Annotated in this window: 15 protein-coding genes, 2 tRNA genes, 1 rRNA gene and 1 pseudogene; 9 read left to right on the top strand and 10 right to left on the bottom strand. The window is 53.9% G+C overall.

The genetic code is table 11. The features are described from left to right. Positions 1–29: 29 nt before the first annotated feature. From A6U95_RS15260 to dnaQ, 3 genes are all read right to left on the bottom strand, one after another. Positions 30–1,352, bottom strand: a complete 1,323-nt coding sequence (locus A6U95_RS15260; RefSeq protein WP_065685063.1) for a condensation domain-containing protein — start codon at positions 1,350–1,352, stop codon at positions 30–32. 314 nt (positions 1,353–1,666) lie between these two features. Then, positions 1,667–1,743: transfer RNA gene (locus A6U95_RS15255), tRNA-Asp, on the bottom strand. A gap of 154 nt (positions 1,744–1,897) precedes the next feature. Further along, positions 1,898–2,593: a DNA polymerase III subunit epsilon gene (gene dnaQ, locus A6U95_RS15250; protein ID WP_230326782.1), complete on the bottom strand. Its 696-nt coding sequence runs from the start codon at positions 2,591–2,593 to the stop codon at positions 1,898–1,900. Between the two features lie 4 nt (positions 2,594–2,597). Between dnaQ and rnhA the strand changes: the two are divergent. After that, positions 2,598–3,184, top strand: a pseudogene (gene rnhA, locus A6U95_RS15245) (ribonuclease HI). On the opposite strand, the gene A6U95_RS15240 reads toward rnhA, so the two are convergent. Further along, positions 3,181–3,900 (bottom strand): class I SAM-dependent methyltransferase, encoded by a 720-nt coding sequence (locus A6U95_RS15240; protein WP_065685062.1) that lies wholly within the window; start codon positions 3,898–3,900, stop codon positions 3,181–3,183. The pseudogene rnhA and the gene A6U95_RS15240 sit on opposite strands and share 4 nt — an antisense overlap. A 43-nt stretch (positions 3,901–3,943) precedes the next feature. Between A6U95_RS15240 and gloB the strand changes: the two genes are divergently transcribed. Continuing rightward, a complete protein-coding gene (gene gloB / locus A6U95_RS15235) occupies positions 3,944–4,699 on the top strand; it encodes a hydroxyacylglutathione hydrolase (protein WP_065685061.1) in 756 nt (251 codons plus the stop codon). A 71-nt stretch (positions 4,700–4,770) separates the two neighbouring features. Next, positions 4,771–6,144 carry a murein transglycosylase D gene (mltD, locus tag A6U95_RS15230; protein ID WP_139102377.1) on the top strand — a complete coding sequence of 458 codons (1,374 nt, stop codon included), beginning with the start codon at positions 4,771–4,773 and terminating at the stop codon, positions 6,142–6,144. Positions 6,145–6,199: 55 nt separating this feature from the next. Here the strand turns inward: mltD and A6U95_RS15225 are convergent, their stop codons facing one another. Together A6U95_RS15225 and A6U95_RS15220 are read right to left on the bottom strand one after the other, a co-directional pair. Continuing rightward, a complete protein-coding gene (locus tag A6U95_RS15225; RefSeq protein WP_024483606.1) occupies positions 6,200–6,994 on the bottom strand; it encodes an endonuclease/exonuclease/phosphatase family protein in 795 nt (264 codons plus the stop codon). Positions 6,995–7,223: 229 nt separating this feature from the next. Further along, a complete protein-coding gene (locus A6U95_RS15220; protein WP_065685060.1) occupies positions 7,224–8,399 on the bottom strand; it encodes an MFS transporter in 1,176 nt (391 codons plus the stop codon). A 105-nt stretch (positions 8,400–8,504) separates the two neighbouring features. On the opposite strand from A6U95_RS15220, the gene yafC reads away from it, so the two are divergent. Then, positions 8,505–9,395, top strand: coding sequence for a DNA-binding transcriptional regulator YafC (yafC, locus tag A6U95_RS15215; protein ID WP_065685059.1), 891 nt, complete (start codon positions 8,505–8,507; stop codon positions 9,393–9,395). Here yafC and A6U95_RS15210 read toward each other — a convergent pair. Continuing rightward, on the bottom strand, positions 9,392–10,264 hold the full coding sequence (locus A6U95_RS15210; RefSeq protein WP_065685058.1) for a hypothetical protein: 873 nt from the start codon (positions 10,262–10,264) through the stop codon (positions 9,392–9,394). The two genes, yafC and A6U95_RS15210, sit on opposite strands and share 4 nt — an antisense overlap. Before the next feature lie 179 nt (positions 10,265–10,443). Here A6U95_RS15210 and A6U95_RS15205 point away from each other — a divergent pair, with 179 nt between their 5' ends. From A6U95_RS15205 to A6U95_RS15185, 5 genes are read left to right on the top strand one after another with little or no spacing between them, the layout of a single operon-like run. Next, positions 10,444–11,730 (top strand): PTS sugar transporter subunit IIC, encoded by a 1,287-nt coding sequence (locus A6U95_RS15205; RefSeq protein WP_065685057.1) that lies wholly within the window; start codon positions 10,444–10,446, stop codon positions 11,728–11,730. 1 nt (position 11,731) lies between these two features. Then, positions 11,732–12,697 (top strand): N(4)-(beta-N-acetylglucosaminyl)-L-asparaginase, encoded by a 966-nt coding sequence (locus tag A6U95_RS15200; protein WP_065685056.1) that lies wholly within the window; start codon positions 11,732–11,734, stop codon positions 12,695–12,697. Next, a complete protein-coding gene (locus tag A6U95_RS15195; RefSeq protein ID WP_065685055.1) occupies positions 12,690–14,150 on the top strand; it encodes a leucyl aminopeptidase family protein in 1,461 nt (486 codons plus the stop codon). Before A6U95_RS15200 ends, A6U95_RS15195 begins: the two co-directional genes overlap by 8 nt. Before the next feature lies 1 nt (position 14,151). Next, positions 14,152–14,463, top strand: coding sequence for a PTS sugar transporter subunit IIB (locus A6U95_RS15190; RefSeq protein ID WP_024483599.1), 312 nt, complete (start codon positions 14,152–14,154; stop codon positions 14,461–14,463). 1 nt (position 14,464) lies between these two features. Next, the gene (locus A6U95_RS15185) at positions 14,465–14,776 is read left to right on the top strand and encodes a PTS lactose/cellobiose transporter subunit IIA (protein ID WP_024483598.1); all 312 of its coding nucleotides are present in this window, start codon (positions 14,465–14,467) and stop codon (positions 14,774–14,776) included. Positions 14,777–14,823: 47 nt separating this feature from the next. On the opposite strand, the gene dkgB is transcribed toward A6U95_RS15185, so the two are convergent. The 3 genes from dkgB to rrf all read right to left on the bottom strand — a co-directional run. After that, a complete protein-coding gene (gene dkgB / locus A6U95_RS15180) occupies positions 14,824–15,627 on the bottom strand; it encodes a 2,5-didehydrogluconate reductase DkgB (RefSeq protein WP_065685054.1) in 804 nt (267 codons plus the stop codon). 215 nt (positions 15,628–15,842) lie between these two features. After that, positions 15,843–15,919, bottom strand: a tRNA-Asp gene (locus tag A6U95_RS15175). 94 nt (positions 15,920–16,013) lie between these two features. Next, positions 16,014–16,107: ribosomal RNA gene (gene rrf, locus A6U95_RS15170) — 5S ribosomal RNA — on the bottom strand; the annotation flags it as partial.

The following is a 16,107-nucleotide window of genomic DNA, read 5'->3' as shown; positions in this document are numbered from 1 at the left end:
CCAGCGAACCAGCCCGCTGGCGGAAGATCTTATTGGTTTAGCAGTTGGTAAACCGGCTGCTGCCCCGCTTCGGGCATCATCGCCCTGCTCAGGAAGCTGCGCAGGTGTGTGAACATCTCCTCGACATTCAGGGAAGCATACATCGCAGGATCGGCGTCGATATCGATATGCAGTTCGCTGGCATCCGTACGGCCACGCCAGGTAATGTTAAAGCCATCCCCTGGACCGCTGGCCATGACTTCGCGCTCCGCTTCACAACCTGCAAACAGCGGAGGATCGAAGGGAAGCACGTTGATCAACGGTGAGAAAAAGTAACGCGTTCCTTTTCCCAACCCTTGATCGGCGGCCAGGATCTCAATGCGATAACGCCCGTGAGCACGCAGGTCGCGCAACGTTTTCGCAATGCGTTTGACGTAGTCTACAACCTTCTCCTGTGGTTCGACCTGAATAAACAGCGGCAAAATATTTACCGCCAACGCCGGGACGCTGGCGGCCACCATGCCACGGCGATTCATGACGGGCACCCAGATTGGCTGTACTTCAGCCTTATTCTCCCCATAAAGCTGAAACGTCAGCCAAGCAGCGGAAAGTGCCAGTAGCAGATCCGGCCAGCCTGTACCACAGCGCTCGGAAAAGGCGCTCAACTGCTGGCTAAAATGTTCAGGTAGTACCGCTTCGCTGTGCAGACACTCCGCGCCGTAGTCCTCCCCTCCCTTTTGCAGAACCGGGAGCGAAGGCGCGTCGGTAACATATCGACGCCAATACTCAGCGTCCTGCCGCGATTTTTCGCTGCTGGCATACTGCTGCTCTTCAGCCAGAAAATCATAAAACGCGTGGAAAGGTTGGCTAGCGGTGGTCTTTTGCAGGTGGGCGCGGTAAAGCTCAGCGAGACGATGTTCGATCAGCGCCATGCCGAACCCATCAATAATAATGTGATGTGCCCGGATATAAACGGTGTAATGCGTAGATGAAAAGCGGATCAACCAGATGACCGCCAGCGGCTGACTCAGCAAATTGAGCTGACGCTCAATGTCGGCCTGCATCATCGACTCGGCAACATCGGTCTGTTGTAACTCAATAAGACGTATCCGAGGACGCAGTTGGGGATTGCAGCGCTGTAGCGGTAGATCGTCATTGTCAGGCAGCTGAAACTGGATGGTAAAAACATCGGTTTCAGCAACAACCTGCTCCAACGCCGCTAACAGCCCCGGTTCATCAAGCTCGCCGCGAAGCGTAATGCGGTGGGCGACGGTAGAGACGGGCTGATGCGGGTGAAAGCTAAACTCCTCCCAAAAATCAAACTGTGCCGGTGTCAGCGGCAACCAACGGACTGACTGAACAGTTTCCAACATGTTCCTTCCCTTTTCAGTTTTTCAGTGTTGTGAAACAGCGACGTTTTATTCACCACCCGGTGAACGCCCAGCTTCATCTCAGAGAACGATGTATGGCTCACGACATGCTCAGCACTGAAAATAAAAAGAATAGGTTGCACGATCTGACAGGATGAGTGGCCCATCCATTGATGGAAATAGTAATCATTATCAATAAAAAATGAAATATCTTTGCTGCATTTTCAGCTAAAACCAGGGAAGGGAGGAAAGATCGAAGACGGTACAATAGAAAAGACGAAGCCCTGAGTTATTGCTAACTCAGGGCTTCTGAATGTTGGCGGAACGGACGGGGCTCGAACCCGCGACCCCCTGCGTGACAGGCAGGTATTCTAACCAACTGAACTACCGCTCCGCAACGTTCCCTCTTGCGGGGGAACGAGCCGAATATTACGGTTGCCTCGCCATTCCGTCAACGTCTTTTCTTATAAAAAGAGTCGTTTGCACAGTTTTTCAACGAACAAGCGTTGATTATGCCACTTAAGCGTCATTTCTATCCTGACAGGCCGTTATTCGGCTGCTGCGCCACCACGCCACAGACAGCTACCGCCCTTCTTTTGCACCAGATCCAGACGTGATTCGTGAGCCTGCAATTCTGCGTCACTGGCATAGATCACTTTCATCGCCGTAGCCGGGCGTTGGATGCGTTGGATATCCTGGGCTGAATCCGTCTGCTGAGTGTCCCCTTCCATCTGGAAAGCCATCGAAGTCTGGCCACCGGTCATCGCCAGATAGACTTCCGCCAAGATCTCGGCATCGAGCAAAGCGCCGTGCAGCGTTCGCTTGGTGTTGTCTATCTCATAGCGGTTGCACAGCGCATCGAGGTTGTTACGCTTGCCTGGGAACAGGCGGCGCGCCATTAACAGGCTGTCGGTGATGGTGCAGAAGGTATCCGTCTTCGGGATATCTCGCTGCAACATACGGAACTCGTGATCCATAAAGCCGATATCGAACGCTGCGTTATGAATGACTAATTCGCCACCACGGATAAAGTCGATAAATTCAGCGGCGATCTGATCGAAAGTAGGCTTATCCGCCAGGAACTCATCGCTGATACCGTGTACGCCGTAAGCTTCCGGATCCACCAGCCGATCTGGCTTGACGTAAACATGGAAGTGGCGCCCGGTCAGGCGGCGGTTGATCACCTCAACGGCCCCGATCTCAATGATGCGGTGACCTTCGTAGTGAACCCCTAGCTTGTTCATACCGGTGGTTTCGGTATCGAGAACGATCTGTCTGGTTGGTGTAGAGATCATAATGCTGTGCTCATGGCGCTGGTTTATGTCAGACTTGGTTTTTATAAAACTGATAGGAAGAGTCTACCAGAGATGCTTAAACAGGTAGAAATTTTCACCGACGGCTCTTGCCTTGGTAATCCAGGCCCCGGCGGTTACGGCGCAATTTTGCGTTATAAACAGCACGAGAAACTGTTCAGCGCGGGTTATTACCTGACGACCAATAACCGCATGGAGCTGATGGCCGCCATTGTGGCGCTCGAAGCCTTGACCACCCCCTGCGAAGTGGTGCTGAGCACCGATAGCCAATACGTCCGCCAGGGGATCACCAGTTGGATCCACAACTGGAAAAAGCGCGGCTGGAAAACCGCCGACAAAAAACCGGTGAAAAACGTCGATCTCTGGCAGCGCCTGGATCTGGCGATTGCCCGCCACACCATCCGTTGGGAATGGGTCAAAGGCCATGCCGGGCACCCGGAAAACGAACGTTGCGACGTGCTGGCACGCGATGCGGCTGGCAGCCCGACACAGGACGACGTTGGCTACAAGCCCGAAGCTTAAGGCAGTTTGCGATAACTCTTGGTCGCGCCCACTGCGCGGCTGAGAGAGTGTTTTCTCGCCCCCACTTTCATCGGCGTTGGCGTCAGCGGCAAGGTTCGCTTGCGGGCTACAATCATGCTCATACAGCCAAGCGCCGGTAAATGCGTACTCAAAAAAGTCCCTCCCTTGCGCTGCCAGGGCAACACGTGGAAGCGCGTCTGATCCAACACCTCATAATTGAGCAGGCTGAGCCAGTCCAGCAAACGCATCTGGGTAAACATCCGGCTGACGTAAGGCTGGCGTTTGCGCAACCGGGGGATCAACTTCCCCATGCCTAGCAGGCTAAAAGGGTTGAAACTGCTGATCACCAGCCAGCCATCGTCAATCATGACGCGATCGACCTCACGCAACATACGGTGTGGGTCATCGGCATAAGAGAGCGTATGGGCCAATAGGCAGGCATCGACGGACTTGGCTGCAAAGGGCAACTGATAAGGATCGGCCTGCACATGCAGGTTATCCCCGGCCAATCCCACGTTAACCTGATGCGAGATAGCGCACTTTTCACTATCCAACTCGGCGCTGAGATTGCCGATCTTCAACAGATGAAAACCAAACATCTTGGGCCACCAGGGCTGCAACTGCTGCTCCAACGCCTCACGATAGTATTCGCCCCACGGCAACCCGGCCCAGGAGTAAGGGCTAGTGAGCTTTTCTAGAGTCTGGGCTGGTTTCATGGTTTAGTATCTCTTTCAAGCCGTTGCCAACGAGAGGTGTTCCATGAATCTTATCAGCATTCCCGCTTTTCAGGACAATTACATTTGGTTATTGGCTAACCAGCAAGGGCGCTGCGTGATCGTCGATCCCGGCGAAGCTGGCCCGGTATTGGCGGCGTTGTCCCAACGGAAACTGACCCCTGATGCCATATTATTGACCCACCACCACCACGACCATGTCGGCGGCGTAGCGGAAATCGTTGCGCAATATCCGGATCTGCCGGTGTATGGCCCCCAGGAAACCGCTAATAAGGGAGCAAATCGGTTGGTTCAGGATGGCGATATCCTGGAAATTGGCGGGCGTAGCTACACCACCATCGCAGTTCCCGGACATACCTTGGGTCACGTGGCATTCTACAGTGCACCTTATCTTTTCTGTGGAGATACGCTTTTTTCTGCGGGCTGCGGACGGCTTTTTGAAGGGACTGCAGAGCAAATGTACCACTCATTTCAACGGCTCGCGCAACTTCCCGACGAAACCCTAATTTGTTGCGCACACGAGTACACGCTCTCAAACCTTAAGTTTGCCAGGACAATTTTGCCGCAAGACCGCCAAATTGAAACATATCAGCAACAAATTGAGCAATCAAGGGCAAAAGGAGTACCCAGCCTGCCCACAACGTTGCAATTAGAGCGTAAAATTAATCTATTTTTACGCTGCCATGACACTGATTTACAAAAGGAAATAGGCTTTAACTCACCACCGAGCCAGCTTCATTCGGTTTTTTCCGAATTACGCCTGCGCAAGGATGCCTTCTAAGCTTTTAGTTGTGTTTTTTGGCGAAGCAAAGTATCCTTGCTCGTCTTTTAAGCAACTATATTGACACACACATGAAGGCTAAAGCGATACTTCTCGCCTCGGTCTTGTTGGTTGGTTGCCAGTCATCCTGGCAGGATGTACCGGCACCAAAGCAACATGCGCAGAGTCTGTCTTCGGCAGGTCAAGAAAGTGAAGCAGGAGAGTACACAGCGAGTTCGGCACGGTGGCTAGACATTAACAATAGCGCCGCTCAGCAGAACCTGTGGAACTTCATTAGCGACGAGCTGAAGATGGAGGTTCCGGAAAACGACCGGATCCGTGAACAAAAGAGAAAATATTTAAAAAGTAAGAGCTATCTCCACGATGTAACACTACGGGCAGAGCCGTACATGTACTGGATAGTCGGGCAGATTAAGAAACGCAATATGCCGATGGAACTGGTACTGCTACCCATAGTGGAGAGCGCTTTTGACCCTCACGCCACGTCAAGTGCCAATGCCGCAGGGCTATGGCAGATCGTGCCGCAAACGGGTCGCAATTATGGTTTGAAAAACAATCAGTGGTATGACGGGCGCCGTGATGTTGTGGCCTCGACGACCGCTGCGCTTAACATGATGGAGCGTTTGAACCGCATGTTTGACGGTGACTGGTTATTGACCATTGCCGCTTATAACAGTGGTGAAGGGCGAGTCATGCAAGCGGTTAAGGCGAATAAACGTCAGGGTAAGTCCACCGAGTTCTGGGCATTGTCGCTTCCGCGTGAAACGTCAATCTATGTCCCGAAAATGCTGGCACTGAGCGATATCATCAAGCACAGCAAAAAGTACGGCGTCAAGTTGCCAAAAACTGACGAAACCCGTGCACTGGCACGTATTGATGTCGGGCAGCAGATCCAGCTGACTCAGGCGGCAGAGATGTCTGGGCTTTCTCTCACCAAGATGAAGGCTTATAACCCTGGCTACAAGAAAGGCGTTACGGCACCTAATGGGCCCCATTACATCATGGTTCCCAAAAAGAATGCCGCACAGTTGAAAGACTCGTTGGCCGACGGACAGATAGCTGCAACATTACCAACCACCCAGTTGGCGAAGAACAGTGGCCTGTCAGGCGGAAGTGCGTATAAGGTTCGCTCCGGCGATACGTTATCCACCATCGCCAAACGGTTGAACGTTAAGACCAGCGATTTGCAGAGTTGGAACAATTTGCGTGGCAAGAGCACGCTGAAAGTTGGGCAAACCCTGCAAGTGGCCAGCAATGCCAGAGATAACAGCAGTATCACCTACCAAGTGCGTAAAGGTGATTCGCTATCCAGCATTGCACGTCGTCACGGCGTCGAAATTAACGACGTGATGCGTTGGAACTCAACGATCGGCAAAGCCAGCAGTTTGCAACCTGGCGTGAAGCTGACGCTGTTTGTCAGCAACAAATCGTCGCCGGAAACCTAAGTTTTCGCTACAAAAAAAGCATCCTTCGGGATGCTTTTTTATTGGCCAAATTTCGCTACCAGACCGGTTTATCGGTTTGCGAATGGAACTCCACCAGCAGCGGATTGTGGTCTGAGGCCTGAGTCACCAGCACCGATGCCTCTGTAACGCCCAGGTTGCGGTAAAAGATAAAATCCAACGGACGGCCAAAGGCTTTGCGGCGATGATCGTCGGCGAAATTGACCTCATGCAACGCCATATCGCTGGCAAATTGATACAGGGCGTTGATGCGCTTGCGACTCCAGGCATTAAAATCCCCCGCCATGATCACCGGCCCCCGATGGAGGGCGATCTGCTCACCAATCGGGCCAAGCTGCTTGCTGTAAACATCCACTCCCAGGCTAAAGTTCACCGCGTGGATATTCACGACCATCAACAGCTGACCATCTAATAAAGGGTAGACGGTGATCAACGCCGACTTGGCCAAACGCAGCAGCGGCTCCCGCTCGCGCAACGGGCAACAATACACCGGATGTGCAGCCGCCAGCGTCATCACGCCGGAAGGGTGTTGCGGCAACACAAAGGCGGGCACCTGATCGGCCGCCAGATAGTTAGAGGTGGCAAAGCTGACCAATTCCGGCGTGGTCTGCGCCTCCTGCAATAGCACCAGCTGCGCATCTTTACCGAAGTCTTTCAACACCGAAAGCCAATCGGCACGCTGCTGTTTGAAAATATTCCATACCATCACCCGCAGCGCACCAGACGTAGGCAACGCGGCCCCCGGCGGTAGCGGCTGATTAATGGCACCAGGGAAAATCCGTTCAACTGGCTGGCCCGCAACATACCTCATTGCATAAGTTCGTTTCGGCACGTTATTCGCCTATTTCCCGTTCGGATGAAAATCACGTTGATAGCTACATGGCTACCAAGACTAAATTGAGTATACGCCTGAGCGGCTCTGCCAACATGGCTTTTAGAGATCCAGTTATAGGGGCAAGGCGGGCCGATTTCAATCAATGCTGTGTATGTGTCTGTAAAGGTTCGCGCTGAATGCGAAAAGGCCCACCATTGCGGGCCAAGAAGAAAGGTGCAAGCTGGGATCAGGCGAACTGCCGTTGGTATTGTTTATCCAATCGACCACTAAGGCCAATCAACAACAACGCCCCCACCACAATCAGCGCCCCGATCCAAGGCGTTTGCGCCAACCCTAGTGAGGCCACGGTCTGTCCGCCAATCACGGAGCCCAGTGCGATCCCCACGTTAAAAGCCGCGATATTCAGGCCTGAAGCAACGTCCACCGCGTTCGGTGTGTACTGCTCGGCTTTCTGCACCACATAAACCTGCAATCCCGGGACATTGCCAAAGGCAAATACCCCCATCACCACCACCGTCAGCAGCGCGGCGACGCTGTGGCTGGCGGTAAACTGAAACACCAACAGCAAGGCGGCTAATGCGGCAAAGATAAAGCTCAATGCCCGTACCGCGCCATGACGATCGGCCAGCTTGCCGCCCCAAATGTTACCGATGGCTACCGCTATGCCATAGGCCAGCAAAATCCAACTGACGGCCGGTGCCGAAAAACCAGCCAGCTCCTGCATCATCGGTGCCAGGAAGGTAAAGGTCGTGAATACTCCACCGTAACCCAACGCGGTAATGGCGTAAATCAGTAACAGGCGCGGGTGAGTCAGCACTTGCAGCTGATCGCGGATGCTGGCACTCGCCTGGTTCTTGATGTTGTTCGGGATCAGGATGAGGCTGGCAATAATCGCCACCATTCCAATCAACGATACCGCCAGGAAGGTCTCACGCCAGCCGAAGTGCTGGCCGATAAATGTGCCTAGCGGCACGCCGGTCACCAGCGCAACGGTTAAGCCACCAAACATGATAGCGATTGCCGTTGCCGCCTTCTCTTTGGCTACCAGGCTGGTCGCAATGGTTGAACCCACCGAGAAAAACACCCCGTGCGCCAGGCCAGTCAGTAAACGAGCAACTACCAGTGACTCATAGCTCGGTGACTGCCAGGCCAGCAGGTTGCCAAGGGTGAACAGCACCATCAGCCCCACCAGCAACAACTTGCGCGGCACACGGCTAGTTAAAGCGGTCAGTACCGGCGCACCAATTGCCACCCCAATGGCATAAAGAGTCACCAGCAGCCCTGCGGACGGCACGGTGACGTTCAACTGCTCGGCGATGGTCGGGATCAATCCGACAATCACAAACTCCGTGGTGCCGATGGCATAGGCACTGATGGTCAAGGCAAGTAAAGCGAGAGGCATTGCTAACTCCAAAATAGCGTTCGGGTTGATAGCGGTGATTATCTGCCTGTGCTTAAATGATAAAAATGCTCAAAATTTCAAATAAATTTTGCTGATGGAGCAACAATGAAGGCAAATTCGGATGAACTGATCACCTTTGTCACCGTGGTGGAATGCGGTAGCTTCAGCCGCGCGGCGGAGCACTTGGAACAGGCAAACTCGGTGGTCAGCCGTACGGTAAAAAAGCTGGAGAGCAAGCTGGGGGTCACACTGCTCAATCGCACCACCCGCCAGATAAGCCTGACGCAGGAGGGAGAAAACTATTTCCGCCAGGTGCAGAAAGTCCTGAGCGATATGGCCGCGGCGGAAAATGCGCTGATGGAGAGCCGCCAGCGGCCTCAGGGCCTGTTGCGCGTGGATGCCGCAACGCCGGTCGTGTTGCACGTACTGACCCCATTGGTTGGCGAGTTTCGTGCCCGCTACCCGGAAATGTCGCTCTCGCTGGTCTCTTCAGAAACCTTTATCAACCTGATTGAGCGCAAGGTCGACATTGCCATCCGCGTAGGGGAACTGACAGACTCAAGTTTGAAGGCGCGCAAACTGATGACCAGCTATCGAAAAATTGTGACGTCACCCGCCTATCTGAAACAGTTCGGTACCCCGCAAAGCGTGGAGGATCTGGCCCAACACTGCTGCATCGGCTTCAACGATCTGCCCAATCTGAACCGTTGGCCATTAGCCTGCGCCGATGGCCGGCAGTTGGAGATCGTACCGGGGCTGACTACCAACAGCGGAGAAACACAACGCCACCTTTGCCTGCATGGCAACGGCATCGCCTGTCTGTCGAACTTTATGATCGATGAGGATATCCAGCGTGGGGATTTGGTGCAGCTCCTGATCAAGGAGACGCTGCCGGTTGCCATACCGGTCAATGCGGTTTATTACAGCGACAGCGCCGTAAGCAACCGCCTGCGCAGCTTTATCGACTTTCTTAGTGAAAGCCTCACACCTCGCTAACCAGTCCGATGTTGTAACCAGAAAGCGGTGGGAGTCAGGCCACCCAGCTTCTTCTGCGGCCAGTGTTGGTTATAGCTGGCACAGAGCGCCTGCAACACGTTATCCAGCGATAAGTTCTCCGCCGCCGGTAGCAACTGCGCCAGTTGGCTTTCTAGCCGCAGCACAACCTCCATTTGCAATAACGCGGGTTGTTGCAACTTTATCCCCTGCTCCCGACACCATAGCTGTAAGGGATGGGTCTGAGACTCGCTATTGCCGAACAGCTTTTTATTTTCAGTCTCAATAGATTGTATATCACCTGGGCAGTGCGGTAACAGTTCCTTCAGCCAGTTGACCACCAGCATCGGCGAGGCTCCCGCAAAGGCTCGTGCACTCAGCCAGCCGCTGACCTTCTCTTCGGCCCACAAGAGGTGTTGCTCGCCGCCATCCTCGGCTGATAGGCTAATTCGTTGATAAAAAAGAGCGAGAGTTCCTGGCCGTTCACCAGCCTTCACCGCCTTTTTACCGCGTAGCGTCCTGCTCTGTTCCTCACCACGCTGACCCACACCGCGTAGATAGCGATCCAACCCCGCACGGGAGATCGGCTGTTGCATGCCCTGATTCACCACCACCAGCAGCTCATCCAACGGCAGCTGTAATTTTTGTCTCAGCCAGTTGATAAGCAAACTCTGCTCGTTCGTCAGTGCCTTGCGCAGGCTCTTGGGCACCGTATGGCGATCGGCGACATCCTGGCGCTGCCGCCAACGGCGTACCGTCGCCACGGAGATACCCAGCTCCTGCGCCAATACGCGATCGCTTTTATCCGATTGCTGGATATAACGCCGTACTCGTGGGGTGGTGGTCGCATTGGCATGCAGCTTGATTTCCATCGTGGACTCCACACTAAAATTGATGTCCTATCATAACTAATCTTGTGAGATATTTTATAAATTCACCTCACACTGTGAACTGTTTCACCTTTCTTTAAAATCCATTCACTGATAATCCCAGCCAATAAGTCGCCACCCTTACCTGTTTTTCTCTAATAAGCATACCTACGGGGTTTAGCATGAACAACGTTCTGGGATTTCTTGAAGCCAAGCTGATGCCTCTGGCGGCCAAGGCCGCACAGCAGCGGCATTTGTGTGCCATCCGCGGTGCCTATGTTTCCTTTATGCCGTTCATTATCGTCGGCTCGATCCTGCTGGTGATCTCGTCGTTCCCCAATCAGGGTTACCAGCAGTTTATGGCAGGCCTGTTTGGCGCCAGCTGGAGCAATATCATCGAGATCCCGTTCAACGCGGTGTTCTCTACCATGTCGCTGTTTGTCAGTTTCCTTACCGCTTACCGCCTGGCGGAACATTATGACGAGGATCGCGTCTCCAGCGGTATTCTGTCACTGGTGTGCTTCCTGATCCTTACGCCGTTTATCAAGGTAGAAGCCTTGGGCAATATCAATGTGATCCCGACCGAGTGGATCGGCAGCAAGGGGCTGTTTGTGGCGATGATCGGCTCACTGCTGTGGACCGAACTGTTCTGCTACCTCAAGCGCCGCAAGTTGATCATCAAAATGCCAGAAGGCGTGCCACCTGCGGTACAGGAATCCTTCGCCGCTCTGCTGCCTGCACTGTTCGTGATTATCCTGGTGCTGGCGATCCGTATTCTGTTCGAACACACCAGCTACCAAACCATTCATCAGTTTATTTATAACGTAGTCGCCACACCGGTACGTCACTTTGGCACTTCCTATATTGGCGCGCTGCTGACGGTGTTGAGTATCACCATCCTATGGTCGGTGGGGATCAACTCCGGTTCAATGGTCAACGGCATCATCCGTCCGCTGTGGATGGAAAACCAGACCGACAACATCGCCGCTATCCAGGCCGGGGTCACGCCACCGCACATCGTCACCGAACAGTTCTTCGATATGGTCTGGATGGGTGGTGCTGGTGCCACCCTGTCGCTGGTGATCGCCATTCTGTTCTTTGCCCGTAGCAATAGTATTCGCGAAGTAGGTCGCATGGGGGCTGCGGCTTCAATCTTCAATATTAATGAACCTATCCTGTTTGGTCTGCCGGTGATCATGAACCCCATCATGCTGATCCCTTTCAACCTGGTGCCGGTGGTATTGGTTACCGTGCAATACGTGGCGATGAAGGTGGGGGCCGTCGCCGTCACTACCGGGGTATTTATCCCCTGGACGCTGCCGCCGGTGATCAGTGGCTTTATCGTGACCGGCCATTTGAGTGGCAGCCTGATGCAGATCGTTAACCTGCTGATCGGTGCCATGCTTTATCTGCCTTTCCTGCGCATTCTGGACAAACAGTATCGCGCAGCCGAAACATCAGGAGTTTGATATGTGGGGAATGATTGCAACCTGGCGTATGGCACTGGAAGGCGTTACCCAGGCCAGTGAAACGCTGAAAGCCGGGGCAAACGCCGCACAAAGCGTAGTGAGCGCAGTGGCGGAAGTAGAAGACTTTCCATTTTATAAATCCGTCGGTTACGGTGGTCTCCCTACCGAAAATGGTGAGGTAGAGTTGGATGCGGCCTTTATGGATGGCGATACGCTGGCCTTTGGTGCCGTTGGTAACCTGGTGGATATCGCCAACCCGGTGAAGGTTGCCCAGGCGCTGAGCCGCGAACGCTTCAACAGCGTCCTGGTGGGGGCTGGCGCACGTGAGTGGGCCCTTAGCCAAGGTTTTGCCGACAAAACCATGCTCACCGAGCGTGCAACCCAGCACTATCGCAAACGCTGCCGCGAAACCATCGATAAGGGCCTTAGCCCCTACGATGGCCACGATACCGTCGGCATTATCGGCCTCGATCTGCATGGTTCAATGAGCGTGGCCACGTCTACCAGCGGGTTGTTTATGAAACGCCGTGGCCGCCTGGGTGATTCACCAGTGATTGGCTCCGGTTTCTACTGTGACAGCCAGATAGGAGCCGCAACCGCCACTGGCGTGGGTGAAGACCTGATGAAAGGCTGCACCAGCTATGAGATCGTGCGCCGTATGCAGCAAGGTATGACGCCACAACAGGCGGCCGATTCGGTCGTCTTCGAGCTGGAAGACCGGTTGATAGCCCGCTTTGGCCGGGTGGGCGATCTCTCCGTAGTCTGCATGAATCGGCAGGGAGAGTTCGGCGTCTCTACCAATATCAAAACCTTCTCGTTTGTTGTCGCCAGCGCCATCCAGCCACCGACGGTGTACCTGGCAGAACGCCGTGCCGAGCATACCCACTACACTCCAGCCAGCGAGCAATGGCTAACCGACTATGCCGAGCGCATTCGCGCGCCGATTGAGGAGATCCATTTTGATTAATTATCGGTTACTGAGTGAAATCCCCACATGGGAAGTTAACAGCCATGTGATTAGCTACCCCGGCAGCCCATTGCAATTACCCTGCAATGCTGCCCTGTTACAGGAACTGCAGACCACCGCCCAGCAGCAAACCGCCGACTGCGCCTATGGCTGTGCTCCGGCAGGCCGCGTCACGCTGTTGCCAAAAACGTTCTGGCTCGATGGGCAAACCAGCAAGCTGGTCACCGCACTGCGTCCTCTACTACGCAGTGGTACTAGTACGCAGTTGATTGTCGACTGCACGGCGTTTGATCACCGCAGCCTGCCGGCACTGACCCCTCTGCTGCATTTCCTGTTCAACCTGGATTACCAACTGAGCGATCTCGGGCTGAAAAAGGCAGAAACGTCGCCCACACCACGTATCCAGGAGTTGGTGTTCTATTGCCAACCAGAGCAGCGAGCCACTCTCGAGCCACGCCTGTCTCAAGCAACTGCCACCGCCATAGGGATGAAGGCAGCACGACGCATTGCCGACATGCCAAGCGATCGCTGCACCCCAGCATTCTTTGCCAGCGAGATCGCCCGCCAGATTGCCCCCTATCCCAGCCTGAGCTGCGAAGTGTTGGATGAACAGCAGATCGCTGAACAGGGTCTTGGCTTGCTACAGGCGGTAGGTAAAGGTGCCGATAATCCTCCGCGTCTGGTGGTGATACGTTACCAGGGGAGCGTCACTGGCCCCTTCAGCGCCTACGTGGGCAAAGGTATCACCTTCGATACCGGTGGCCTGTGGCTAAAGGGCGGCGATGGCATGTACACCATGAAATATGACATGTGTGGCGCAGCTAACGTCTTTGGCCTGATGCTGGCCGTGGCAGAACTCAAGCTGCCGGTCAGTCTGGTTGGCGTACTGGCGCTGGCCGAAAATATGATTGGCCCGGCAGCGATGCGCCCTGGCGATGTCGCAACCAGCTACAGCGGCTTAACCGTGGAGATTAACAACACCGATGCTGAGGGGCGGCTGGTGCTGGCCGATGGCATCGCTTACGCCAGCAGGTTGACCAATAATCAGCGGCCACCTGAATACGTGATCGATCTGGCTACGCTCACTGGCGCGGTGGTCAAAGCCTTGGGTTACGATCTTAGTGGCCTGATGACCGAGGATGAAAACCTGCGTCACGATCTCACTCAGGCAGGCTTGCGCAGTGGCGATCCTCTGTGGTCATTACCGTTGGACGATCGCTTCAGCAAACAGGTCGAGAGTCATATTGCCGACCTGTGTAACACGCCGACCAACAATGCGGCGATCAGTACCTCCGCCGCCTACTTCCTGAGTCGTTTCAGCCCAGCGAATATTCCCTGGGCACACCTTGATATCAGCGGCACTGCGTTGTGGCGCGAAAATGGCCGTAGCGTGGCCTCTGGCCGACCGATCCCACTTTTAATCCAGCATTTGCTGGAACGCCTGGAGAAATAACATGAAAAAGATCCTGTTAGTGTGTGACTTGGGTATGTCCACCAGTCTGCTGGTGAAAAAGATGCAAGAAGCAGCCAAAGCGCGCGGCATTGACGCCGAGATCTGCGCCAAGTCGATCCGTGAATACAAAACGGCGGTAACCGAATTTGACGTCGCGCTACTGGGGCCACAGATCCGCTATAAGCTGGCAGAGTGCGAGAAAATTGCCCACGAGCACCATAAAAAAGTCGCCTGCATCGATATGATGGCCTACGGCACCATGAAGGGTGACAAGGTATTGGATCAAGCCCTGGCGCTGATTGAGGAAGCCTGATATGGATTTGGAAAACGAAGTGATGGAGTTGATTGCCAATGCGGGTTACGCCCGCAGTCTGGTGTTTCAAGCCATGCGCTGTGCACGCGAAGAAGAAGACTTCGTGCAGGCCGAACAGTATATGCAGCAAGCACAGGAGGCACTCTCTGGCGCTCATCACGTGCAGACCAAACTGATCGAAATGGACGAAGGCAGCGGTAAAATCCCGGTTCATCTGGTGATGGTCCATGCACAGGACCATCTGATGAACGCGATTATGCTGATGGAAATGGGCCGTGAGATTATCGCCCTACACCAAAAGATCGCTCGTTAAAACCAGCTAAGCCGTCTGTGGCCTCAAACCCACAGACGGCCAACCTATCAATCCCAGTTTGGTGCCAGACCTTCCGGACTAACCAGGCGGCCATTGCATTCCAATGCAGCAATCGCCGCCATTTCATCATCAGACAGCGTCAATTGCTGAGCCAACAGGTTGCTTGCCAGATTTTCACGCTTGGTCGAGGACGGGATCACCGCATATCCCAGTTGCATAGCCCAAGCCAGGATCACCTGAGCTGCGGTCACATCACGGCGCTTGGCGATATTATTGATGACTTCATCCTGCAACGCCTTGCCATAAGCCAACGTCATATAGGAAGTGATAGCAATGCCATGCTGTTGCGCAAATTCAACCACCTGACGGTTTTGCAGATACGGTGAGAGTTCGATTTGGTTGGTGGCAATCGCATCAGCCCCCACCGCATCAATAGCGCGCTGCATCAGTTCAACGGTGAAGTTGGAAATACCAATCTGACGCGTCAGTCCGAGTTCCTTAACCTTCACCAACTCCGCCATAGACTCGGCAACCGAGACTTCATCGTTCGGTGACGGCCAGTGGATCAAGGTCAGATCCACATAGGAGGTTTGCAGCTTTTTCAGGCTTTCTTGCAGGCTAGGGATCAGTTGGTCTTTGCCCAGGTTGGCGATCCAGATTTTGGTGGTGATAAATAGCTCTTCACGTTTCACGCCACTGGCTGCGATAGCTTGGCCGACGGCCGCTTCGTTCTCATAGATTTGTGCGGTGTCGATGGCACGGTAGCCCAGTTCCAGAGCTGTGCTAACGGAATCGATCACCACTTGATCTTGCAGACGGAAGGTACCTAAGCCAAATGCAGGGATGCTCATAATTGTGTTCTCTCGGTTTGTTTATCAAAACAGCTTGAGAGGATTATGGCAGCAGTTTTGTTGATCAAAAACGCCCTATTGTGCATAAGACTTTTGATTGGCAGGCAACAATAATCAGAAATTGACGCTAATTGAGGCAGCAATTAGTCGTTGAAGAGATTAATTTAAGCAAATGAAAAAGCCCTGAGTCAGAGACTCAGGGCTTATCAATTAAGTGGCGGAACGGACGGGGCTCGAACCCGCGACCCCCTGCGTGACAGGCAGGTATTCTAACCAACTGAACTACCGCTCCACCGATTCTTTTACGTCGCATCTTTCGATGCTGGCAAAACCACCTTTGTGATTTCGCGCATTATCAGGTGTCATACTGATAACGTTTAATTGATGCCTGGCAGTGTCCTACTCTCGCATGGGGAGACCCCACACTACCATCGGCGCTACGGCGTTTCACTTCTGAGTTCGGCATGGGGTCAGGTGGGA

The organism is Serratia sp. 14-2641 (assembly GCF_001692375.1).
In the GTDB taxonomy this organism is placed as follows: Bacteria; Pseudomonadota; Gammaproteobacteria; order Enterobacterales; family Enterobacteriaceae; genus Chania; species Chania fonticola_C.
Note: the sequence above shows the minus strand (reverse complement) of the source record. Positions and strands in the feature narration are given on the sequence as shown.